Here is a 23080-nt window from a genome sequence, read left to right on the forward strand (position 1 = left end):
AGCTTGTAGTGCCTTGTCCCCTCGCACGAAGGGCATCGCTTCATGACCAAATCCTCGTTGATCTGGTCCGGTTTGGCTAGGAATTACCTTTTCTTGCCTGCGCCCCGCGGGCACGCGCCATCAGCGCTCCAGGATCGCCACCACGCCCATGCCGCCGGCAGTGCAGATCGACACCAGGCAACGGCCGCGGCCGCGCTGCTTGAGCTCCTTGGCGGCGGTGGCGACGATGCGTGCGCCGGTGGCGGCGAACGGATGGCCGGTGGCCAGCGAAGAGCCGTTCGGGTTGATCCGGTTGGGGTCGATCCGGCCCAGCGGGGCGGAGAGCCCCAAGCGGTCGCGGCAGTAGTCGGCGCTTTCCCAGGCGCGCAGGGTGCACAGCACCTGCGCCGCGAACGCCTCGTGGATCTCGTAGAAATCGAAGTCCTGCAGGCTGAGGTGGTTGCGCGCCAGCAGTTCCGCCACCGCGACGGTGGGCGCCATCAGCAGGCCCTCGCCGTGCACGAAATCCACCGCCGCCACCTGGGCGTCGCGGATGTGGCACAGCACTTCATGCCCGTGCTGCGCCGCCCAGTCGTCGCTGGCCAGCAGGCAGGCGGCGGCGCCGTCGGTGAGCGGGGTGGAGTTGCCGGCGGTCAGGGTGCCGCGGCCGGAGGTCTTGTCGAACGCGGGCTTGAGCGTGGCCAGCTTCTCGATGCTGGTATCCGGGCGCAGGATGTTGTCGCGCGAAACGCCGCGGAAGCTCACCACCAGGTCGTCGAAGAAGCCTCGCGCGTAGGCGGCGGCCAGCTTGTGGTGGGAATCGGCGGCCAGCGCGTCCTGCGCATCGCGCGGGATGTTCCATTCCTTCGCCATGTCCTCGCAGTGCTGGCCCATCGACTTGCCGGTGCGCGGCTCGGCCACGCCGGGGAACTCCGGCTTCAGCTCGGACAGCCGGAACCCCTTGAACGCGGCCAGCTTCTGGCCGAGGGTCTTGGCCGCGGCCGCGCGCAGCAGGCGCTGGCGCAGGGCCTTGCCGTACACGATCGGCACGTCCGAGGTGGTGTCGGAGCCGCCGCCGATGCCGGCCTCGATCTGGCCCGTCGCGATCTTCCCGGCGATCAGCAGGAGGCTGTCCAGCGAGGTGCCGCAGGCGCGCTGCAGGGTGATGCCCGGGGTCAGCGGCGACAGTCCGGAAGAGAGCGTGGCCTCGCGCGCCAGGTTCCAGTCGGACGAGTGCTTGATCACCGCGCCCATCGCCACCTCGCCTAGCTGCTGGCCGTGCAGGCCGAATTTCTCGACCAGCGCGCCCAGGGTGCGCACCGACAGCCCGAGGTTGCCGACGTCGGCGTAGGCGGTGTTCTGCCGGCAGAACGGAATGCGGACGCCACCCAGCACGGCGACGGGACGACCATGTTGCATGCTTCACCTCGAGGACGCGCCCGCGGCGCGGGCATAATGGCGAGTGTAGCGTTGCCCCGCCGAGCCTGGACTCCACATGCCGCCCACCGCCCCCGACGCCGCCGGATTCCGCGGCGTGATCGCCCTGGAACTGCGCGACGGCGCGCCACCGGCCCAGGCCGCGCTGGACGCCGCCGGCGCCGGCGACGTGGCCGAACGCCTCGGCCGCGACCTCGCCAAGCTGGTGCCGGAAGTGGCCGCCTGCGAGCTGGCCCTGCTCGGCGCCCACTTCGACCCGGCCGAGGCCCTGCGTCCGGGCTGGCCGCTGCACCGGCGCGCGCTGGAACTGCTGCAACGCGCGCCCGGGCGGGCGCAGGGTGCACGCATCGTCGGCTTCGGCGCGGACGCGCAGGGCGCCGTGCCGCTGCCACTGCAGGCCGATCCCGCACTGGCCGGCGGCGTCCTGCGGGTGCTGCCGTTCGTGCTGCGCGGCGAGGCCGCCGAAGGTGCCGGCGCGGCGCTGGAAGCACTGCTGCTGGACCGCGGGATGGCCGCGGCCGACACCGCGCTGGCGCTGCAGGACGGCCTGGGCGCAACGCTCGAACACGCCCGCTACCTGAGTCTGCACGACCTGCTGGCGATCATGGCGATGCAGTACCGCAACGTCGGCCTGGACGGGCTGTGGTCGCTGCTGGAAACCGCGCTGCTGGACCCCGCCGGCACCTGCCTGCTGGACGCCCCACCGGAGCCGCTGGCGCGCTACGCCGACGGCGAGGTGCGGATCGCCCTGCTCGACCCCGCCGCCTGGCGCCGGCGCAACCTGCCCGACGAGACCGACGGCGCCCGCCTGGAGCGCGGCTTCGCCCTGTTCCAGGCCCGCCAGCGACAGTACGCCGCGGTGCTGGGCGCCCATGCCATCGACGTCAACTTCGTGCACTGCGGCGACGGCGATTCCGCCTGCCTGCACTGAACCCGTGTCCCTCCCGGCGCGGACGCGCCGTCAACGAGTGACGCGGATCACCCCGCAGGCGATGCGCGCACCAGCATTGCCCGCCGGCTGGCTGCGGTAGTCGTCGGGCGCGGCGTGGACGATGATCGCGCGGCCGGCGATGTCGTTGGCCGCGCCGGTGCCGAGGCTGACGCCGGCGACGTGCACGTCCACGCGCGCCACGCCGTTGGCGTCGGCCACCAGGTTGTCGGCGTCGCCGGCATGGTGGGCACCGTGGCCGGCGCGGCCGTGCGGCTGCGCATCCGGATTGAAATGGCCGCCGGCGCTGCTGGCATCGGCCGCGCTGCAGTCGCCCTTCTCGTGGATGTGGAAGCCATGGCTGCTGCCGGGCGGCAGGCCGCCGATTTCGCCCGTGAGATGCACGCCATCGCCCATCGGCACCAGCACCAGGCGTCCGCTGACCAGGCTGCCGGAGGCGGCGGCGAGGTTGGTCACGGCCTCGCGCGCGCTGCCGGACGTGGCGGCCGCGGTCGGCAGCGGTGCGGGCGGCGGCGCGCTGGCGCAGGCGGCCAGGAGAACGCTGCAGGCGGTGGCAAAGGAAATCGCAATCGGCTTCATGGGGGATCCTCCGCGAATGGGCCGCATCACTCTACCCGCGCACGCCGGATGCCGGCATGAAGCCGCGGATCAGCGCCGCGCGCGCGACGGGCCCAGCTTGCGGGTCAGGGTGTTGCGGCTGAGGCCGAGCGCCTGCGCGGCCTCGCCGCGATGGCCCTGGTGCAGCTCCAGCGCGGCCTCCAGCAGCACGCGGTCGAAGCGCTCGCGCGCCTGCGCATGCAGATCGGGGGTGCCGGCCGCCAGCGCGCGCCGCGCCCACTCGCCCAGCGCGCGCGACCAGCCATCGTCGTCCTCCGCCGCGGCCGCGACCGCCGGCAAGGCCTGCGCCAGGTCGGCGACCCCGATGGCCTCGCCAGGGGCCAGCGCGGCCAGGCGCCAGCACACGTTTTCCAGCTCGCGCACGTTGCCCGGCCAGGCGTGCGCGCGCAGGCGCTCCTGCGCGGCGGCGGACAGCCGCTTGGGCGGCAGCCCGAGGGTGCGCGCGGCGTCCTCCAGGAAACGCGCGGCCAGCGGCGGGATGTCCTCGCGGCGGTCGCGCAGCGGCGGCAGGCGCAGGCGCACCACGTCGAGCCGGTGCAGCAGGTCGGCGCGGAAGCGGCCCTGTTCCACCAGCGCCTCCAGCGGCTGGTGGGTGGCGGCGACCACGCGCACGTCCACGCGGATCAATTCGCGCCCGCCGACGCGGAAGAACTCGCCCTCCGCCAGCACGCGCAGCAGCCGCGTCTGCAGGGCCGCGGGCATGTCGCCGATTTCGTCGAGGAACAGGGTGCCGCCGTCGGCCTGCTCGAAGCGCCCGAGCTGGCGCCGGGTGGCGCCGGTGAAGGCGCCGGCCTCGTGCCCGAACAGCTCCGACTCCAGCAGGTCGGCCGGGATCGCGGCGGTGTTGAGGGCCACGAACGGCTTGCCCGCGCGCGGCGATTCGCGGTGCAGCGCGCGCGCCACCAGTTCCTTGCCGGTGCCGGTCTCGCCGGTGATCAGCACCGACAGCGGCACCTGCGCCAGGCGGCCGATGGCGCGGAACAGTTCGCGCATCGCCGGGGCCTGCCCGACCAGCGCCTGGCCGGTGTCCGCGGGCGCGGCGGGCGGCGGCGGCGCGGGCGCAGCGGCGGCGGCGGGCAGCGCGCGGCGGACCAGCGCCACCGCATCGTCCATGTCGAATGGCTTGGACAGGAACTCCTGCGCGCCGCCGCGGAACGCACCGGCGGTGCTGGCGATGTCGGTATGCGCGGACATCACGATCACGGGCAGCTGCGGATGCGCGGCCTTCAGCTTGTCCAGCAGCACCAGCCCGCTGTCGCCGGGCATGCGCACGTCGGTCAGCAGCAGGTCGGGACGGCGCCCCGCCTGCAGCGCCGCCAGCACCTCGGCGGCATCCGCGAACGCGGTCACCCGCAGGCCGGCCTCGCCCAGCGCCGCGGCCAGCACGAAGCGTACCGAGCGGTCGTCGTCCACGATCCAGACCTGCGCCGCCTCAGCCATCGGCCTGCTCCGTTTCGCTGCCCAGCGGCAGCAACAGGGTGAACACGGTATGCCCCGGGCGCGAGCGCCAGGTGAGCGCGCCGCGGTGTTCGCGCGCCACCTGCTGGGCCAGCGCCAGGCCCAGCCCGGTGCCGTCGGCGCGCCCGCTGACCAGCGGCAGCAGCAGGTGTTCGGCCAACTCCGGCGGCACCCCGCGGCCGTCGTCCACCACCTCCAGCCGCAGCGCCAGCGTCGGCGGCGCGCTGCCGATGCGCGCGCCATGCTCGGCGCGGGTGCGCAGGCTGACGTGGCCGGCGCCGGCCTCGATCGCATTGCGCACCAGGTTCCAGACCGCCTGGCTCAGGCGATCGCCGTCGGCCAGGAATTCCGGCAGCGAAGGGTCGTAGTCGCGCTGCAGCTGGACCGCCCAGCCGGCATCGCTTTCGGCCAGGCGCAGCACGCGTTCCAGCACCGCGTGGATGTTGACCGGCGCGAACGGCCGCGGCGGCGCCGGGCTGAGCAGCTGGTCCACCAGCGCCGACAGCCGACCGACCTCGCTTTCGATGATCGCGGTCAGCTCGCGGCCTTCCGCGTCCATCCGCCGCGCCAGCAGCTGCGCCGCGCCCTTGATGCCCAGCAGCGGGTTGCGCAGCTCGTGCGCCAGCCCTTTCAGCGAGGCCGCCAGCGCCGCTGGCAGCAGCTGCGCCGGGTCCTCGCCGGGGAACTCGTCCACCGGATGCGCTTCCAGCCACAGCCCGTCCTCCGCCGGGGACAGCCACACATCGGCGAACTGCGCCGGCGCGGCGCCGGGCAGGGCCAGCCCCAGCCGCCGCAGCCGCAGCGGTGCCTGCAACCCGCGCGCCAGGCCGGCCGCCAGCTGCTGGCCGTCCTGTTCCAGCGCGGCCGCGTGCAGCCCCAGCAGGCGGCGCTGGCCGACGCCCAGCCAGCGCGCCATCGCCAGGTTGGCGAACACCACCGCCCCGCCTGCATCCAGCCGCAGCAGCGGGGTGCCCAGGGTGTCCAGGGTTTCGAGAGTCGCGCTGTCCGCCGGCATCACCATTTGCACTAATCTAGTGCAAACACCGTCCACCCGCGCAGCTTCAGCTGCCGGCCGCGCGGCCGAAAAACAACCTGAACACGCCGGCTTCCCCATCGACCGCATGCCCATCCCAACGCGCCTGCCCGACGCGCCGCCCGATCCGCTTGCCAACCGCCAGCGGCGCCGGCTGTGCCAGGTGCTGTGGCTGCTGGTGGGGGCCTTCACGCTGGTGGTCGGCATCAACCTCGCCAGCGGCGCCGCCCGCACCGCCGAACTGGAGGGACTGATCGCCAGCCTGCTGCTGGTGGCGCTGCCGATCGTGCGCCGTCACTTCCGCGGCGCGGTCGCGCTGACCGCGGCATCGCTGCTGCTGGGCCTGATCGTGCTGATCGCGCACAACCAGGGGCTGTACGACGAGGCGGTGCTGGCGTTCCCCGCGCTGCTGCTGTTCGCGGGCATGTTCGGCTCGCGGCGGATGTTCCTGGGGCTGATGGCGATCGTGCTAGCCGCGATCGTCGCGCTGTTCTTCCTGCACCAGGGCGGGTTGGTGGTCAGCCAGCCGCTGGTGCCGATGGACTGGCGGCGGCCCTTCGTGATCGGCCTGATCCTGGCCATCACCGGCCTGTTCGTGTGGCTGATCGTGGGCGATCTCAACGCCACCGTGCGCCAGCTGGAGGAAGACAAGGAGGCGCTGGAGCAGTCGCATGCACAGATCGAGATCCTCGCCCAGCGCGACAGCCTGACCAACCTGCCCAACCGCGCGCTGGCCAAGGACCGGCTCACCTACCTGCTGCAGCAGGCACGGCGCAACGGCGGCATGGTGGCGGTGATGTTCCTGGACCTGGACAACTTCAAGACCATCAACGACTCGCTCGGCCATTCCGCCGGCGACGCGCTGCTGTGCCAGGTGGCCGATACCCTGCGCGGCTGCGTGCGCGAATCCGACACCGTGGCGCGGGTCTCGGGCGACGAGTTCCTGGTGCTGCTGGGGGAGCTGCAGGACGAGGACGCGATCGTCGCGGCGGTCGCCAAGCTGACCCACCTGCTGGGCCAGGCGTTCGTGGTGGAGGACGTGGACGTGCTGGTGACGGCCTCGCTGGGGATCGCGGTGTCGCCGCGCGACGGCGACGACCCCGACACCCTGCTCAAGCACGCCGACATGGCGATGTACCGGGCCAAGGACGCCGGCCGCAATACCTTCCGCTTCTTCGACCCGAGCATGAACGAGAGCGTGGTCGAACAGCTGCACCTGGCGGCCGGCCTGCGCAGCGCGCTGGGCAGCGAGCAGTTGATGCTGCACTACCAGCCGCAACTGGAACTGGCGAGCGGGCGCATCGTCGGCGCCGAGGCGCTGCTGCGCTGGCGGCATCCGGAGCTGGGCTGGATCTCGCCTGCGCGTTTCATCCCGGTAGCCGAGCGCAGCGGCCTGATCCACGAACTCGGCGCCTGGGTGCTGCGCCAGGCCTGCATGGACGCGCAGTCCTGGCGCGAGCTGGGTTTGGGCGAGCTGGGCGTGGCAGTGAACGTCTCGGCCGTGCAGTTCCGCCGCGACGGGCTGGAGCGCCACGTCGCCCGCGCGCTCGCCAGCAGCGGCCTGCCGGCGCAGGCGCTGGAGCTGGAGCTCACCGAATCCCTGCTGATGGCCGACGCCAGCCACCTCGGCAACGTGCTGCAGCGGCTCAGCACCAGTGGCGTGCAGATCGCCATCGACGACTTCGGCACCGGCTATTCCAACCTCGGCTACCTGCGCAATTTCGCGGTGGACCGGCTGAAAGTGGACCAGTCGTTCGTGCGGCGCATGACCAGCAACCCGCACGACGAGGGACTGGTGCGCGCGATCATCGAAATGGGCCACTGCCTCGGCCTGCAGGTGGTGGCCGAGGGCGTGGAGGACGCGCAGACGCTGGCGCGCCTGGCCGACTTCGGCTGCGAACGCGGCCAGGGCTTCCACTGGTCGCCGGCGCTGCCGCCGCAGGACTTCATCGCCTTCGTGCAAGCCCACCAGGCCCGCGCCTGAGGGCCGGCGGAGACACGCGACGCGCGGCGGCATCGCAGATGGCGCGGCCGGAGGGGCGAGCGGCCGCGCCTGCGAAGCGCCCGCTTCGCGCGGACAGCGAGCGCCCGAGCGCCCGAGCGCTATGCGCGAGGGCGGGGAATCCCGCAAGAAGCGCCGTCGAAGATGGCGCGCCCGGAGGGATTCGAACCCCCGACCAATGGCTTCGGAAGCCACTACTCTATCCGGCTGAGCTACGGGCGCGTGGTGCGCGATGGCGGGCATCGCGGGGGCGCATTCTCGCACGATTGCGGGCGCTTGTGCCGCTGGTACCCTTGCCGGATGCCGATACACGCCCTTTCCACGCTGCTTCCTCCTCGCTGGCGCGAGCGCCTGCACCAGTACTGGCGGCTGGTGCGCGGCGACCGCCCGATCGGCTGGCTGCTGCTGCTGTGGCCCACCTGGTGGGGGCTGTGGCTGGCGGCCAAAGGCGTGCCGCCGGCGTGGCCGCTGGTGGTGTTCACCCTGGGCGTGTGGCTGACCCGCTCGGCCGGCTGCGTCATCAACGATTACGCCGACCGCTGGCTGGACGGCAGCGTGGAGCGCACCCGCATGCGGCCGCTGGCGACCGGCGCGGTGTCCGGGCGCGAGGCGCTGGCGGTATTCGCGGTGCTGATGCTGGTGGCGTTCGCGCTGGTGCTGAGCCTGAACCGGCTGACGGTGTGGATGAGCGTGGTCGGGGTGTTCCTGGCCGCCACCTATCCCTACCTCAAGCGCTACACCTACCTGCCGCAGGTGTACCTGGGCATGGCCTTCGGCTGGGGCATCCCGATGGCGTTCGCCGCGCTGACCGGCGACGTGCCGCCGCTGGCCTGGGTGCTGTACGTGGCCAACATCTTCTGGGCCACCGCCTACGACACCTGGTATGCGATGGTGGACCGCGACGACGACCTGCGCATGGGCGCGAAGTCCACCGCGATCCTGTTCGGTGAGATGGACCTCATCGCGCAGGGCGTGCTGTACGCCGGCATGTTTCTGGCGCTGGCGCTGGCCGGCCGCCAGGCCGCCCTGGGCTGGCCGTACTGGGCCGGGCTGGGCGTGGCCGTGGTGCTGGTGGCCTGGGAATTCGGACTGGCGCGCACGCGGGCGCGCGCCGACTGCTTCCGCGCCTTCCTACACAACCACTGGGTGGGGATGGCGGTGTTCGCGGGGATCGCGCTGGACTTCGCGCTGCGCGCAAAAACGCTCGCGGCCTGAGCCGGCGCGCCGCTCACGCCACCCGCGCGCACACCCACGCTTCGACCCGCGCCACCCCGGCCGCGCGCAGCGCGGCAGCGGCGGCGTGCAGGGTGGCACCGGTGGTCATCACGTCGTCGAACAGCACCACATGCGCCGGCAGCGGCACGTGCGTGCACACCGCGAACGCCCCCTGCAGATTGCGGCGGCGGGCATCGGCATCCAGCCGGGTCTGCGCCACGGTGGCACGGCGGCGCTGCAGCAGGTCGGTGCGCAATGGAACCCCCAGCGCGCGCGCCAGTGGCCGCGCCAGTTCCAGCGCCTGGTCGTAGCCGCGCTGGCGCAGGCGCGATCGATGCAGGGGCAGCGGCAGCAGTGCTTCGGGGCGCGGCAGCGCGGCGAAGCGCTCGGCCAGGCAGCCGGCCAGCACGCGGCCGGCGGCGAAATCGGCGTGGAACTTCAGCCGCGGCAGCAGCACATCCAGCGGGAAGGCGTAGGCAAATGCGGCATGCACCGCGTCCAGCGGCGAGGCCGTGGTCGCGCAGTCCACGCAATCGCCGGACTGCGCCAGCGGCAGCGCGCAGCGCGGGCAGGCCCGCGGCGACCAGGGCAGCGCCGCGCGGCAGCCGGCGCACAGGTCGCACCCGTGCATCCCGCGATCGCCGCAGACCACGCAGCGCGGTGGCAGCAGCCATGCCAGCGGCGCGCCGTCAACTTGCGGGGCTTCGTGTTGGTTGACGGCGGCAGGCATGCATCCCAGACTGCCGGCCTGCCCGTTTGCCGTCAGTCGGAAAACCGCCATGCCCGAGGTCACCGCCTTCCCCGTCCGCCACGACTGGAGCCGCGCCGAAGTCGAAGCCCTGTTCGCGCTTCCCTTCCCCGAGCTGCTGCATCGCGCCGGCACCGCCCATCGCCAGCATTTCGATCCCAGCGAGGTGCAGATCAGCACCCTGCTGTCGGTGAAGACCGGCGGCTGCCCGGAGGATTGCGGCTATTGCCCGCAGGCGGCGCGCTACCACACCGGAGTTGCGGCGACCAAGCTGATGGACACCGAGGCGGTGGTGGAAAAGGCACGCCAGGCCAAGGCCGCCGGCGCCTCGCGCTTCTGCATGGGCGCGGCCTGGCGCAGCCCGAAGGACCGCGATATCCCGAAGGTGGCGGCGATGATCCGCGAGGTGAAGGCGCTGGGGCTGGAGACCTGCGCCACCCTCGGCATGCTCAGCGGCGCGCAGGCGCAGGCGCTGAAGGCCGCCGGGCTGGACTACTACAACCACAACCTCGACACCGATCCCGAGTACTACGGCGACATCATCCACACCCGCGAGGTGCAGGACCGCCTGGACACCCTGGCGCACGTGCGCGACGCCGGCCTGAAGACCTGCTGCGGCGGGATCGTGGGCATGGGCGAATCGCGCCGCCAGCGCGCCGGCCTGCTGCAAACCCTGGCCAACCTGCCGGCGCATCCGGACTCGGTGCCGATCAACCGCCTGGTGCAGGTGGAAGGCACCCCGCTGCACGGCACGGTGGAGCTGGATCCGTTCGAGTTCGTGCGCACCATCGCGGTCGCGCGCATCCTGATGCCGGCCTCGATGGTGCGCCTCTCCGCCGGGCGCGAGACCATGAGCGACGAGCTGCAGGCGCTGTGCTTCCTGGCTGGTGCCAATTCGATCTTCTACGGCGAAAAGCTCTTGACCACCGGCAACCCCGACACCGAACGCGACCAGGCGCTGTTCGCGCGCCTGGGCCTGCGCCCGATGGCGGTCGAATCCGCGCAGGACGACCGCATCGACGCCTGCACCACCACGGTGCACGCCGGGATCACCGAAGCGGCCTGAGCATGCCGCGGCCGCTGCTGACCGCCCGCGTCGCCGCGCTGCGCGAGCAGCGCATCGCGCAGCAGCGCCTGCGCCTGCGGCGCACCGTGCTGCGCCGCGATGGCATGCGCTGCGAGGTGCAGGACGCAGGCGGCGGATCGCGCTGGCTGCTGGATTTCTGCGGCAACGACTACCTCGGCCTGGCGCGCCATTACAGCGTCGCCGGTGCACTGCAGGACGCCGCCGCGCGCACCGGCGCCGGCGGCGTGGCCTCGCATCTGGTCTGCGGCCACCGCACCGAGCACGTCGCGCTGGAACGCGCGGTGGCCGACTGGCTGCAGGCACCGGCGGCACTGCTGCTGGGCAGCGGCTATGCGGCCAACCTGGCGGTGGTCCAGGCGCTGCTGGGCAAGGACGACGTGTGCGTGCAGGACCGCCTGAACCACGCCAGCCTGATCGACGGCGCGCGCCTGGCCGGCTGCGCGCTGCGCCGCTACCCGCATGCCGATGCCGAGGCCGCGCTGCGCCAGCTGCGCGCCGCGCCCGAGGGTGCTGCGCTGCTGGCCAGCGACGGCGTCTTCAGCATGGATGGGGACGTCGCGCCGCTGCGCGCGCTGGCGCTGGTGGCGCGCGCGCAGCGGGCCACGCTGTACATCGACGAGGCGCACGCGATCGGCGTGCTCGGCGAGACCGGCCGCGGCAGCGTGGCGGCGGCCGGCCTCGACCATGGCGCGGTGCCGCTGCGGCTGGTGACCCTGGGCAAGGCGCTGGGCAGCTACGGTGCGCTGGTGGTCGGTGATGCCGACCTGGTGCGGCATCTGGCGGAGACCGCGCGCCCCTACATCTACACCACCGCGCTGCCACCCGCATTGGCCGCGGCCGCGCTGGCCGCAGTACAGCGGGCGCGCCGCGACGAGTGGCGCCGCGAGCAGCTGGCCGCGCGCGTGCGCCAGTTCCGCGAGGGCGCGCGCCGGCTGGGCCTGCCACTGCTGGATTCGGACACCCCGATCCAGCCGCTACTTTGCGGCAGCGACGCCAATGCCCTGGCGATGGCCGCGGCACTGGAGCACAAGGGCCTGTGGGTGGCGGCGATCCGGCCGCCGACCGTGCCGGAGGGCAGCGCGCGCCTGCGCATCACCCTGTCCGCCGGGCACGCGCCACGCGACGTGGAACAGCTGCTGGATGCGCTGGCGGTGGTGCGCGATGCCGTCGCCGCGGGCGCCACCCCGGCCGCGCACGCGTGACAGATGCGCGCGGCGGTGGCTACAGCCCGCCGACGCAGACGTACTTGATCTCGGTGTAATCGTGCAGGCCGTGCTGCGAACCTTCGCGTCCGAAACCGGACTGCTTGATGCCACCGAACGGCGCGACCTCGGTGGAGATCAGCCCGGTGTTCAGCCCGACCATCCCGCACTGCAGCGCCTCGGACACCCGCCAGGCGCGCGCCAGGTCGCGGGTGTAGAAATAGCCGGCCAGCCCGAACGCGGTGGCGTTGGCCAGCGCGATCGCCTCCTGCTCGTCGCGGAAGCGCAGCAGCGGCGCCACCGGGCCGAAGGTTTCCTCCTGCGCCAGCCGCATCGAAGGCGTGGCCTCCAGCAGCACGGTCGGCTCGTAGAAGGTGCCGCCGAGGGCATGCCGGCGGCCGCCCAGCGCCAGCCGCGCGCCCTTGGCCAGCGCGTCGGCCACGTGCGCCTCCACTTTCTCCAGCGCCTTGGCGTCGATCAGCGGGCCCTGGTCGCTCGCGTCGGACAGCCCCGGGCCCACCCGCAGCGTGCGCACCGCGGCGACGAGCTTTTCCGCGAAGGCGTCGTAGATCCCGTCCTGCACCAGCAGGCGGTTGGCGCACACGCAGGTCTGCCCGCTGTTGCGGAACTTGCTGGCGATCGCGCCCGCGACCGCGGCATCGAGATCGGCATCGTCGAACACGATGAACGGCGCATTGCCACCCAGTTCCAGCGAGAGCCGCTTGAGGTCATCCGCGCACTGCGCCATCAGGCGCTTGCCCACCGCGGTGGAGCCGGTGAACGTGAGCTTGCGCACCTGCGGATTGGACGTCATTTCCTGGCCGATGGCGGCCGCGTCCTGGCCGGTGACGATGTTGAGCACGCCCGGCGGCAGCCCCGCGCGCTCGGCCAGCATGCCCAGCGCCAGCGCCGAGAACGGGGTCTGGATGGCCGGCTTGCACACCACCGTGCAGCCGGCGGCCAGCGCGGCGCCGAGCTTGCGGCCCAACATCGCAGACGGGAAGTTCCACGGGGTGATCGCCGCCACCACGCCCACCGGCTGGCGCAGGGTGAGGATGCGCACACCGTCCACGTGGCCGGGGATCACCTCGCCATCCATGCGCTTGGCCTGCTCGCCGAACCATTCGAAATAGCTGGCGGCATAGGCGATTTCGCTGCGCGCCTCTGCCAGCGGCTTGCCCTGCTCGGCGGTCATCAGCCGCGCCAGGTCCTCCCGGTGCTCCAGCATCAGGTCGAACATCCGCCGCAGCACCTGCGCACGCTGCTTGGCGGTCTTGCCCGCCCACGCCGGGAATGCCGCGTGCGCGGCCGCGATCGCGCGCCGGGTTTCGGCCGCGCCCATGTCCGGCACCGTGCCCAGCGCCAGGCCGTCGGCCGGGTCGTGCACCGCGCAGGTGGCGCCGCCGTCGGCCGCGCACCAGCGGCCGTCGATCAGCGCCTGCTGGCGCCACAGGTCGGGGTCGGAGAGCGAGAGGCGAGTGGCGGCATCCATGGCGATCCTCCGGTAATGCAAGGGCGATGGGATGACGATACGCCGGCCGGCGTGAGCTTCGCGCGATAATGCGCGCCCGCTCCGCTTTGCTTCCCCCACCCGCCGCGCGCCGTCGCCGGCGGGACCGCCCATGACCGATCCGATGAACGCATTGCACGTGGACATCACGGGCGAAGGCCCGCCGCTGGTGCTGCTGCATGGCTGGGCCATGCACGGCGGCATCTTCGCGCCGCTGGTGCAGGCGCTGCGCGCGCAGCGCACCCTGTACGTGGTGGACCTGCCGGGCCACGGCCACAGCCGCGACGCGGGGGTGCCGCTGACGCTGGATGCCTGCGCCCGCGCGATCCTGGATGTGGTGCCGCCGGCGCCGTGGTGCGGCTGGTCGCTGGGCGGGCTGATCGCCCTGCATGCCGCGGCGCAGTGGCCGGCGCGGGTGCCGGCGCTGGCGATGGTGTGCGCCACGCCCAGGTTCGTGCGCACCGACGACTGGCCGCAAGGCATGCCGGCCGCGGTGTTCGAAGGCTTCGCCGCCGGCCTGCATGCGGACTGGCAGGGCACGATCGAGCGCTTCCTCGCGCTGGAGGCGTTCGGCTCCGAGCACATGCGCGAGGAACTGCGTCTGCTGCGCGAGGCGGTGCTGGCGCGCGGCGCGCCGGATCCGCAGGTACTGGCGGACGGACTGCATCTGCTGGAAACCTGCGACCTGCGCGCGGCGCTGCCCGGCCTGGCGATGCCGAGCCTGTGGCTGGGCGGCCGCCGCGACCGCCTGGTGAACCCGGCCGCCTTGCAGGCCGCCGCCGCGCTGGCGCCACGGGCGCGCTACGTGGAGATCGCGCATGCCGGGCACGCGCCGTTCCTCACCCATGCCGACGCGGTGGCCACCGCGCTACTCGACTTCCTCGACGGAGCCTCGGCATGAGCGCACCCCTGTTCGATACCCGCCAGGTGCGGCGCGCGTTCTCGCGCTCGGCCGCGAGCTACGACGGCGCCGCGCACTTGCAGCGGCGGGTGGAAGCGCGGCTGCTGGAATCGCTGGACTACCTCGACGACCCCGCGCTCGGCCGCGCGCCGCCGCAGGTGGTGCTGGACCTCGGCTGCGGCACCGGGCACGCCAGCGGCCTGCTGCAGCGGCGCTGGCCGAAGGCGCAGGTGCTCGCACTCGATCTGGCCCTGCCGATGCTGGCGCAAGCGCGTGCAGCCACCCGCGCGACCCTGCCCGGCCTGCCACTGCGCAATCCATTTGCGCGTACGCCGCAGCTGGTGTGCGCGGATGCGCGTGCGCTGCCGCTGGCCGAGGCCAGCGTGGACGTGCTCTTCTCCAACCTGTGCCTGCAGTGGGTGGAGGACCTGCCCGCCGTGCTCGCCGGCTTCCGCCGCGTGCTCAAGCCGCACGGGCTGCTGCTGTTTTCCACCTTCGGCCCGGACACCCTGTGGGAGCTGCGCGCCGCGTTCGCGCAGGCCGACGACGCCCCGCACGTCAGCCCGTTCATGGACGTGGCCGCGGTGGGCGATGCGCTGGTGGCCGCCGGCTTCTTCCAACCGGTGGTGGAGCGCGACCTTGAAATCACCACGTATCCGGACATGCCGGCGCTGATGCGCGAATTGCGCGCGCTGGGCGCCACCAATGCGCTGGCCTCGCGCCGCCACGCACTGACCGGGCGCCGCCGCTTCGCGGTCGCGGCCGAGGCCTACGAGGCCCGGCGCGAGGCGGCCGGGCTGCCGGCCCGCTGGGAGATCATCAGCGCGATGGCCTGGGCGCCGGAGGCCGGCACCCCGATCCGCGAACACGGGGTCGAACTGGCCGCGGTGCCGGTGGCGCGCATCCCGATCCGCCGCCGCGGCTGAGCGCGCTCAGCGCACCTGCGCCAGCCAGTCCTCGAGGTTGTAGTAGTTGCTGACCCGCGCGATGCGGCCATCGCGCAGGTCGAAGAACGCTCCGCCCGGCAGCACGTAGGCCTGCCCGCGCGCGTCCGGCAGCCCGGCATCCGCCTGCAGGTACTGGCCGTGCACCAGGTACTCAGCCGCGGCGCGGGTGCCGTCCTCGCTGGCCAGCACCACCACGTCATGCAACTGCTCGCGGTAGCAGCGCGCCATCCGCTGCAGGAAGGCCGCGAACGCCGGCTTGCCGGTCTCGCGCGGGCCCTGGTTGAGGTCGTGGATCACATCGTCCGCCAGCAGCGCCAGCATGCCGTCCCAGTCGCCGCGGTTGAACGCGGCGTAGTAGGACAGGACCAGTTCGATCGCGCGGTCGTGCGCGCGGTTGCCATCGATCTTCATGCGGCATTTCCTGCAAGGGCGAACAGGGCCGGCAACGCGTCCAGATCGACATTGCCACCCGAGAGCACGATCCCGACCCGGCGCCCGGCGAACAGCGCCGGATGCGCCAGCACCGCCGCCAGCGCGATCGCCGACGACGGTTCCACCAGCTGCTTGGTGCGCGTCCACAGCAGGCGCATCGCCTCCACCGTGCGCGCATCACTCACGGTGAGCACGCGCGCATCGGCCGCGCGCAGCAGGGCGAAGTTGGGCGCGCCCAGGGTGCCGCGCAGGCCGTCGCAGACGGTCTCGGGCACGAAATCATGGTCGAGCGCGCCGCGCGCGAACGAACGCGCGCCATCGGCCGCCCCCTCGGGCTCGGCCAGGAACAGCGCGCAATCGGGCGCCAGCGCGCGCAGGGCCAGCGCGGTCCCGGCGGCCAGCCCGCCGCCGCCCAGCGGCACGACCACGGCGTCGAGCTCGGGCACCTCGCGCAGCAGCTCCAGCGCGGCGGTGCCCTGGCCCGCGATCACCCGCGCATCGGTGTAGGGATGCACCACGCTGGCGCCGGTCTCAGCCTGCACCCGGGCGCAGGCGGCCTCGCGCGCGGCGATGGTGGGCGCGCAGGGGTGCAGCACCGCGCCGTAGTGGGCGATCGCCGCAAGCTTGGCGCGCACCGCGCCCTGCGGCACCACCACGTGGCAGGGAATCCCGCGCAGGCGGGCGGCCAACGCCAACGCTGCGCCGTGGTTGCCGGAGGAATGCGTCACCACGCCGCGCGCGGCGGTGGCCTCGTCCAGCGCGAACACCGCATTGCAGGCGCCGCGGAACTTGAACGCGCCGGCGCGCTGCAGGTGCTCGGCCTTGAAGTGCAAGCGGGCATCGGCGGCCTCGTCGAGCGTGCGCGAACGCAGCACGGGCGTGGCGTGGGCATGCACCGCGATGCGCGCGGCGGCATCGAGGACATCGTGGAAACCGGGCAAGGCGGCGTGCATCCGCACATGCTAACCCGCCGCCGAATCGGCAGGCCCGGTGCAGGCCCGGGACGGCCATCCGCGTGCACGCGGGCGCGAACCGTGACGCAACCCACAGACTGCACCGGAAAGCGTCGCAAGGGTGACCGGATGCGTCACTTCGCGCCGGATCGCGCTACTCTAGTGGTGCCGGTGTCGGCAGGATTTCCCGGATCCCCCCTGTTCCGTCGTCCTGCCGGCACCGGCGCCCGCTGCACCGGCGCGACGCGCGGCCATCGCCGCCTCCGCCACCTGGGGCGGCAATGCAGGACAAAGCGCGGCGCGCACTGGCGCGCGCCCCAGCCCGGCAAGTGATCGCAGAAAAGAACGAGGGCCGGCTGTCCCCCGACAACCGGCCCTCCCAGCATCCTCGACCTGCGCAGGGTCGGCCCCTGTTCAGTCCGACCATCACCTTGCGGCGTGCCAGGTCGAGTGCCGGCCTGATGGAAGCAGGAACCGTGCCAATCCCGCGCACGGCCACGCCCGCCGCGCGATAATGGCCCGCAAGATGAGCGACTCCTTCTACCGCTTCGACGTGATCGTGATCGGCGGCGGCCATGCCGGCACCGAAGCCGCGCTGGCATCCGCGCGCGCCGGTGCGCGCACGCTGCTGCTGACCCACAGCATCGAGACCGTGGGCGCGATGAGCTGCAACCCGGCGATCGGCGGGATCGGCAAGGGCCACCTGGTGAAGGAGATCGACGCGCTGGGCGGCATCATGGCGCGCGCCGCCGATGCCGCCGGCATCCAGTGGCGCGTGCTCAATGCCAGCAAGGGCCCGGCGGTGCGCGCCACCCGCTGCCAGGCCGATCGCGCGCTGTACCGCGCCTTCATCCGCCGCGCGGTGGAAACCCAGCCCAACCTCACCGTGTTCCAGGCCGCGGTGGACGATCTCGTCATCACGGATGAGACCGTGCGCGGCGCGATCACCAATACCGGCCTGCGCTTTGATGCCGCGGCGGTGGTGCTGACCGCCGGCACCTTCCTCGCCGGCAAGATCCACATCGGGCAGACCCAGTACGCCGCCGGGCGCATGGGCGATCCGCCGTCCACCGCGCTGGCGCAGAAATTGCGCGAGGGCCGCTTCGTGGTGGACCGACTGAAGACCGGCACCCCGCCGCGGATCGATGGCCGCACGCTGGATTACGCGGTGATGGAGGAGCAGCCCGGCGACGACCCGCGCCCGGCGATGTCGTTCCTCGGCAGCCCTGCCGACCATCCGCCGCAGGTCAGCTGCTGGATCACCCACACCACCGAGCGCACCCACGCCATCATCCGCGGCGCGCTGGATCGCAGCCCACTGTATTCCGGCCAGATCGAAGGCATCGGCCCGCGCTACTGCCCGTCGATCGAGGACAAGGTGGTGCGCTTTGCGGAGAAAGCCAGCCACCAGATCTTCGTCGAGCCGGAAGGCCTCGGCGTGGCCGAGATCTACCCGAACGGGATTTCCACCTCGCTGCCGTTCGACGTGCAGCTGGAGATGGTGCGTTCGATCCGCGGCTTCGAGCAGGCGCACATCACCCGCCCCGGGTATGCGATCGAATACGACTTCTTCGACCCGCGCGGGCTGAAGGCCTCGCTGGAAACCAAGGCGGTGGCCGGGCTGTTCTTCGCCGGCCAGATCAACGGCACCACCGGCTACGAGGAAGCCGCCGCGCAGGGCCTGCTGGCCGGGGTCAACGCCGCGCGCTTCGTCAGGCAGCAGGAGCCGTGGACCCTGCGCCGTGACCAGGCCTACCTCGGCGTGCTGGTGGACGACCTGATCACCCACGGCACCTCCGAGCCGTACCGCATGTTCACCAGCCGCGCCGAGTACCGGCTGCAACTGCGCGAGGACAACGCCGACGCGCGGCTGACGCCACTCGGGCGCGAGCTGGGACTGGTCGATGACCTGCGCTGGGAGCGCTTCGCCCGCAAGCGCGAGGCGGTGGAGCGCGAGACCGCGCGCCTGGCCGGCTTATGGGCGGCGCCGAACAACGCGCTGGGCGCCGCGCTGGCGCGCCACCTCGGCATCGAGGTCAGCCGCGAGAACAGCGCGCTGGACCTGCTGCGGCGGCCGGAGCTGGACTACGCCACGCTGATGCAGGTGCCCGAGCTCGGGCCCGCGGTGGACGACGCCAAGGTCGCCGAGCAGGTGGAGATCGCCACCAAGTACGCCGGCTACCTCGAGCGCCAGCGCGAGGAAATCGCGCGCCAGCAGCGCCATGAAGCGACCGCGATCCCCGACGGCTTCGACTACGCGCAGGTGCGCGGGCTGTCCGCCGAGGTGCTGCAGAAGCTGCAGCAGGTGCGGCCGCAGACGGTCGGGCAGGCGCAGCGCATCCCGGGCGTGACCCCGGCGGCGATCTCGCTGCTCTTGGTGCACCTGGAACGCGCGCGCCGCGAACGCGCCGCCTAAGGCGCGCGCGCAGTCCCGCAGGCGCATGCGCGGGCCGCGGCGACCGGCGTATCCTTCGCCCATGAACGCGCGCACCGCTTCCGCCCTCGCCTTCGTCCTCGCCCTGCCGCTGCTGGCCGCCTGCCAGCGCGACGCCACCCCCGCCCGCCCCGCCAATGGCGACTACGCGGTGCAGACCTGGGTGCTGCCGGCGGAAGCCGGCTCGATGGCACCCGACCTGGTGGCGGGCCCCGGCGGGCGCGTGCTGCTGGGCTGGATCAACCGCCGCGAAGGCCGCCGCAACGCGCTGCAATTCGCCTCCTACACCGAAGCCGACGGCTGGCAGAGCCAGCCGCGCACGATTGCCGTGGGCAACGCGCTGCAGGCGAATGCCGCCGACACCCCGCACCTGCTGGCCACGCCCGATGGCGCGCTATGGGCGCAGTGGGTGCAGGCGCAGCCGGACAACGCCGGCGGCACCGACGTGATGCTGGCGCGCTCGAAGGACGGCGGCATGGCCTGGGAACAGATCACCCGGGTGAACACCGACGGCATGCCCACCGAACACGGGTTCGCCGCGCTGTGGGCCGACGGCAATGACGGCGCCGGCATCGCCTGGCTGGACGGCCGCGTCAAGCGCCCGGCCTCGACGGCCGCTGCCGGTCACGATGCCTCCTCCGCGCACGACGATGGCGAAGGCGATATGCAGCTGCGCGCCAACCGCTTCACCCTCGACCTGGCGCGCGCCAGCGATGCGGTGGTGGATACGCGCACCTGCGACTGCTGCCAGGTCGCGGTGGCCATCACCCGCCGCGGCCCGCTGCTGGCCTGGCGCGACCGCGACGCGAACGAGGTGCGCGACATCGCCACCGCGCGCTACCAGCAGGGCGCGTGGACCGCGCCGCGGATCGCGCATGCCGACGGCTGGAAGGTGGAAGGCTGCCCGGTGAACGGCCCCGCGCTGGCCGCGCGCGATGCGGACGTGGCGCTGGTCTGGTACAGCGAAGGCGACGGCAGCCCCGCGCTGTGGCTGGCGCGCAGCAGCGATGCCGGCGACAGCTTCGGCACGCCGGTGCGGGTGGATGCCGGCCCCGGCGTGCTGGGGCGCCCCGCGGTGGCGATGGATGCCCGCCAGGTGTGGGTGGCCTGGCTGCGCGAGGAAAGCGGCGGCCAGCGCCTGCAGCTGGCCCGCTACGCGCCCGACCTCGCCGGCAAGCCGCTGCAGGTGCTCACCGTCGCCCGCCTCGCCACCCGCGGCCTGGCCAGCGGCTACCCGCGTCTCGTCGTGGACGAGGGGGGCGCGTGGCTGGCCTGGACCGACGTGGACGCCAGCGGCGTGGCCCACCTCAAGGGCGCGCGGGTGACGCGCTGAGGGTGCGCCGGCCGGCAGCGCTCACAGTGGCTGTGCGCCTTCGCTGAGAATGTCGAGATACTGCTGGTAGGCGAACACGCGGTGGCGTTGCTGGCCCGTGACTTCGTTGACGATGCCCAGCTCCTCCAGCGCGCGCACGGCGGCACGGATGGTGGGCGGGCTGAGCGCCAGATGCGGGGCGACCTGCGGCACGGTCAGCAGCACCCGGCGGGCAAACTGCTCGAACACCAGGCCGACATTGCCGGCGCGCTTGCCCAGTGCGGCGATGCGCGCGCGATCCCGGGCCAACAGCGCCAACAGGCGCTGTGCCGTGTCCACCGCCTGCTGCGCGGTATCGGCCACGCCGTCCAGGAAGAACCCCAGCCAGCTCTCCCAGTCGCCGCACATGCGCACGCCGTTGAGCAGGTCGTAGTAGTCGGCACGGCGGCGCTTGAAGTACAGGCTGAGGTACAGGCTGGGTTCGCGCAGCACGCCCTCGCTGCACAGGATCAAGGTGATCAGCAGGCGGCCGAGGCGGCCATTGCCATCACTGAAAGGATGGATGGTCTCGAACTGTACGTGCGCCAGCGCGGCCTTCACCAGCGGCGGCATACTGCCCGCGGGTTCGTGCAGGAACCGCTCCAGCGCCGCCAGTGCGTCGGGCAGTGCCTCCGGCGGCGGCGGCACGAAATGCGCCAGCGCTGGCGATGGGCCGCCTATCCAAACCTGCCCCGTGCGGAACTCGCCCGGCTGCTTGTTGGCGCCGCGTCCACCGCGCAACAGCAGCGCATGCATTTCGCGAATCAGGCGCAGCGACAGCGGAAACTCGTCTTCCCGCAAGCGGCGCAGGCCATGCTTGAGCGCAGCGACGTAGTTGGATACTTCCTCGACATCGTCGATCGGCACGCCGGGTGCCGCGTCGGCCTCGAACAACAGCAAGTCGGACAGCGAAGACTGGGTGCCCTCGATCTGCGACGACAGCAGTGCCTCCTTGCGCACGTACTGGTACAGGAACAGCTCCGGGTCCGGCAGCATCAACGTGATGCCGTCCAGCCGACCCAGCGCCTGATCGGCGCGTTCCTTGCGCGCAATCAGGCCACCGCCCGACAGATCTAGCGGCGGATGCGGCGGCAGCGGATCGGGGATGAAGGCCTGGTAACGGCTGCCGGCGAGCGTGCCGGGCACATAGTGGCCCGTGGTTCTGTCAGCCATGGATCTTTCCTTGCGGCGATCAAATTCCGCTACAAGGAAAGGTAAATAGCATTATTTTTTCTTAACTTCCAAATTTGCCCGGGAGACGAAAATTCCCGCGCATGTCCCTTGGGTCGCAGGCCGGCTCACCACTCCACTTCGGCCATCGAGCAGTTCAGGCCGGAGCCGATGCCGAGCAGGGCGACCCGGCTGCCCTTCTTCAGGCGGCCCATCTCGCGCAGCTTGGACAACACGATCGGCACGCTGGCCGGGCCGATGTTGCCGTGCTCGGCGAAGATGGTCATGACCTTCTTGGGGTCGATCCCCATGGCCTTGGTGAAGGCGGCGGTATGCACCTTGCTGACCTGGTGGATGACGAACTCGTCGAGCTCGGAGGCGACCCAGCCCAGCTTCTGCTTGGCGACCTCGAAGGTCTTGGTGGCCAGCTTGATGCCCTCCACCAGCAGCATGCGGGTGTCGGTGATCATGCCGTCGATGTTGCCGCGGCAGAGCTTGTTCCACTCGGTGGCGGCGCGGGTGACGCCGCCCTTGTAGCGCGGCGCGCCCGGGGCCAGCTCGGCGCGCGCCAGCACCATCGCGGCGGCGCCGGAGCCGAGGGTGAGGGTGGCCAGCTCGTTCTTGAAGTCCTCCTCGGTGACGTCGGCGCGGGTCATGCGCTCGAGCGTCTTCTCGTAGGCGAGGTTGGCGGTCTCGCCGTCCACCACCAGGGCGTATTCGATCTCGCCGCGCTCGATCATGCGCGCGGCGATGTCCATGCCGTTGATGAAGGCCAGGCAGGCGTTGGCCACGTCGAAGTTCTGGCAGGTGTCGGGCAGGCCGAGGTTGCCGCTGACGATGGAGGCGGTGGACGGCTCCAGGAAGTCGCGGCTGACCGAGGTATTGACCAGCAGGCCCACCTTGTCGGGGTCGATGCCGGCATCCGCCAGCGCCTTCACCCCGGCCAGGGTGGCGGCGTCGGAGGCCTGCACGTCGCCGTCCCACAGGCGGCGCGCATGCACGCCGGCGACGTCGCCGAGCACGTCCACCCGGATGCCGAGGCGGTCGAGGGTCGGCTTCAGGCGCGCGTTGATCTCCTCGGAGGTCAACCGGCGCGGGGCGTCGATATGGGCCAGGCCGGCGATGGCAACGTGGTGGAACAGCATGGCGGGACACTCGTGCGGGCGCCGGGGCGGCGCCGGAACCGCCTAGGATAGCGGCTTTCGCGCCCGTACGCCGGCGTATCCCCGGCCTGTTCAGGTTGGCGCGGCGCCGGCCTCAGCGGCAGCGCCACATCGCCCAGCGCTGCTCGCCGTCGGCCGGCGGGCCAAGCGGGCTGATCCGGTTGGCCGCCAGGCGCGGCGCCTCGTTGCGCGCGAGGACCTCCAGCTCGTCGCGCACGCGTAGGGCGTCGCGCTCGTAGAAGCCCACCTTGTGGGTCACCGAGACCACCACCTCGCCGCGCGCCTCGCAGCCGGCCGGGGCGGCCGCCAGCACCTTCACCTGCTGCGCCCCCGGGGCCATCTTCACGAAGGTGCAGGCCGGCAGGGCCAGCACCAGCAGGACGACGGCGGCGACGCGGATCGGCAGGGGCATGCGCGGGACTCCCGGAAAACGAAGACGCACCGGATTGTGGCCCGGTGCGTCTGAATCGTGCAAAAGCGGTGGGGTCGCC

At 72.4% G+C, this 23080-nt stretch carries 20 protein-coding genes and 1 tRNA gene; 9 read left to right on the plus strand and 12 right to left on the minus strand.

Going from position 1 to position 23080, the window contains the following annotated elements:
• Positions 1–120: 120 nt before the first annotated feature.
• Entirely contained in the window at positions 121–1398 is a 1278-nt protein-coding gene (locus EDC34_RS03165; RefSeq protein ID WP_114959577.1) for an acetyl-CoA C-acetyltransferase, read from the minus strand.
• 76 nt (positions 1399–1474) lie between these two features.
• Between EDC34_RS03165 and EDC34_RS03170 the strand changes: the two genes are divergently transcribed.
• On the plus strand, positions 1475–2347 hold the full coding sequence (locus EDC34_RS03170) for a hypothetical protein (RefSeq protein WP_114959576.1): 873 nt from the start codon (positions 1475–1477) through the stop codon (positions 2345–2347).
• A gap of 30 nt (positions 2348–2377) precedes the next feature.
• On the opposite strand, the gene EDC34_RS03175 is transcribed toward EDC34_RS03170, so the two are convergent.
• The 3 genes from EDC34_RS03175 to EDC34_RS03185 form a co-directional block, all read right to left on the minus strand.
• Positions 2378–2944 (minus strand): superoxide dismutase family protein, encoded by a 567-nt coding sequence (locus EDC34_RS03175; RefSeq protein WP_114959575.1) that lies wholly within the window; start codon positions 2942–2944, stop codon positions 2378–2380.
• 69 nt (positions 2945–3013) lie between these two features.
• Entirely contained in the window at positions 3014–4423 is a 1410-nt protein-coding gene (ntrC, locus tag EDC34_RS03180) for a nitrogen regulation protein NR(I) (RefSeq protein WP_114959574.1), read from the minus strand.
• The gene (locus tag EDC34_RS03185) at positions 4416–5462 is read right to left on the minus strand and encodes a two-component system sensor histidine kinase NtrB (protein WP_240311054.1); all 1047 of its coding nucleotides are present in this window, start codon (positions 5460–5462) and stop codon (positions 4416–4418) included. Before EDC34_RS03185 ends, ntrC begins: the two co-directional genes overlap by 8 nt.
• A 100-nt stretch (positions 5463–5562) precedes the next feature.
• Between EDC34_RS03185 and EDC34_RS03190 the strand changes: the two genes are divergently transcribed.
• Positions 5563–7458: a putative bifunctional diguanylate cyclase/phosphodiesterase gene (locus tag EDC34_RS03190; protein ID WP_114959573.1), complete on the plus strand. Its 1896-nt coding sequence runs from the start codon at positions 5563–5565 to the stop codon at positions 7456–7458.
• 163 nt (positions 7459–7621) lie between these two features.
• Here EDC34_RS03190 and EDC34_RS03195 read toward each other — a convergent pair.
• A tRNA-Arg gene (locus EDC34_RS03195) sits at positions 7622–7698 on the minus strand.
• Positions 7699–7776: 78 nt separating this feature from the next.
• Between EDC34_RS03195 and ubiA the strand changes: the two genes are divergently transcribed.
• On the plus strand, positions 7777–8691 hold the full coding sequence (ubiA, locus tag EDC34_RS03200) for a 4-hydroxybenzoate octaprenyltransferase (protein ID WP_114959572.1): 915 nt from the start codon (positions 7777–7779) through the stop codon (positions 8689–8691).
• Positions 8692–8704: 13 nt separating this feature from the next.
• On the opposite strand, the gene EDC34_RS03205 is transcribed toward ubiA, so the two are convergent.
• On the minus strand, positions 8705–9421 hold the full coding sequence (locus tag EDC34_RS03205) for a ComF family protein (protein ID WP_114959571.1): 717 nt from the start codon (positions 9419–9421) through the stop codon (positions 8705–8707).
• A gap of 49 nt (positions 9422–9470) precedes the next feature.
• On the opposite strand from EDC34_RS03205, the gene bioB reads away from it, so the two are divergent.
• Positions 9471–10505 carry a biotin synthase BioB gene (bioB, locus tag EDC34_RS03210; protein WP_114959570.1) on the plus strand — a complete coding sequence of 345 codons (1035 nt, stop codon included), beginning with the start codon at positions 9471–9473 and terminating at the stop codon, positions 10503–10505.
• Between the two features lie 2 nt (positions 10506–10507).
• The gene (gene bioF, locus EDC34_RS03215) at positions 10508–11728 is read left to right on the plus strand and encodes an 8-amino-7-oxononanoate synthase (protein ID WP_114959569.1); all 1221 of its coding nucleotides are present in this window, start codon (positions 10508–10510) and stop codon (positions 11726–11728) included.
• Positions 11729–11747: 19 nt separating this feature from the next.
• On the opposite strand, the gene EDC34_RS03220 is transcribed toward bioF, so the two are convergent.
• Positions 11748–13220: an NAD-dependent succinate-semialdehyde dehydrogenase gene (locus EDC34_RS03220; protein WP_114959568.1), complete on the minus strand. Its 1473-nt coding sequence runs from the start codon at positions 13218–13220 to the stop codon at positions 11748–11750.
• 151 nt (positions 13221–13371) lie between these two features.
• Here EDC34_RS03220 and bioH point away from each other — a divergent pair, with 151 nt between their 5' ends.
• Positions 13372–14139, plus strand: coding sequence for a pimeloyl-ACP methyl ester esterase BioH (bioH, locus tag EDC34_RS03225; RefSeq protein ID WP_114959610.1), 768 nt, complete (start codon positions 13372–13374; stop codon positions 14137–14139).
• The gene (bioC, locus tag EDC34_RS03230; RefSeq protein ID WP_114959567.1) at positions 14136–15065 is read left to right on the plus strand and encodes a malonyl-ACP O-methyltransferase BioC; all 930 of its coding nucleotides are present in this window, start codon (positions 14136–14138) and stop codon (positions 15063–15065) included. The genes bioH and bioC overlap by 4 nt, the downstream gene beginning before the upstream one ends.
• A 6-nt stretch (positions 15066–15071) precedes the next feature.
• On the opposite strand, the gene EDC34_RS03235 is transcribed toward bioC, so the two are convergent.
• Both EDC34_RS03235 and EDC34_RS03240 read right to left on the minus strand, forming a co-directional pair.
• A complete protein-coding gene (locus EDC34_RS03235; RefSeq protein ID WP_114959566.1) occupies positions 15072–15497 on the minus strand; it encodes a ketosteroid isomerase-related protein in 426 nt (141 codons plus the stop codon).
• On the minus strand, positions 15494–16471 hold the full coding sequence (locus EDC34_RS03240; RefSeq protein WP_114959565.1) for a pyridoxal-phosphate dependent enzyme: 978 nt from the start codon (positions 16469–16471) through the stop codon (positions 15494–15496). The genes EDC34_RS03235 and EDC34_RS03240 overlap by 4 nt, the downstream gene beginning before the upstream one ends.
• Positions 16472–16997: 526 nt before the next feature.
• Between EDC34_RS03240 and mnmG the strand changes: the two genes are divergently transcribed.
• Positions 16998–18887 (plus strand): tRNA uridine-5-carboxymethylaminomethyl(34) synthesis enzyme MnmG, encoded by a 1890-nt coding sequence (mnmG, locus tag EDC34_RS03245; protein WP_114959609.1) that lies wholly within the window; start codon positions 16998–17000, stop codon positions 18885–18887.
• Between the two features lie 61 nt (positions 18888–18948).
• Positions 18949–20238 (plus strand): sialidase family protein, encoded by a 1290-nt coding sequence (locus tag EDC34_RS03250; RefSeq protein WP_114959564.1) that lies wholly within the window; start codon positions 18949–18951, stop codon positions 20236–20238.
• 21 nt (positions 20239–20259) lie between these two features.
• On the opposite strand, the gene EDC34_RS03255 is transcribed toward EDC34_RS03250, so the two are convergent.
• The 3 genes from EDC34_RS03255 to EDC34_RS03265 form a co-directional block, all read right to left on the minus strand.
• Positions 20260–21429 carry a Fic family protein gene (locus EDC34_RS03255; RefSeq protein WP_205388036.1) on the minus strand — a complete coding sequence of 390 codons (1170 nt, stop codon included), beginning with the start codon at positions 21427–21429 and terminating at the stop codon, positions 20260–20262.
• Positions 21430–21554: 125 nt separating this feature from the next.
• On the minus strand, positions 21555–22571 hold the full coding sequence (locus tag EDC34_RS03260) for a 3-oxoacyl-ACP synthase III (protein WP_114959563.1): 1017 nt from the start codon (positions 22569–22571) through the stop codon (positions 21555–21557).
• 112 nt (positions 22572–22683) lie between these two features.
• Positions 22684–23001: a DUF4156 domain-containing protein gene (locus tag EDC34_RS03265; protein WP_114959562.1), complete on the minus strand. Its 318-nt coding sequence runs from the start codon at positions 22999–23001 to the stop codon at positions 22684–22686.
• Positions 23002–23080 lie beyond the last annotated feature (79 nt).

This window comes from Thermomonas haemolytica (genome assembly GCF_004346265.1).
Taxonomy (GTDB): domain Bacteria; phylum Pseudomonadota; class Gammaproteobacteria; order Xanthomonadales; family Xanthomonadaceae; genus Thermomonas; species Thermomonas haemolytica.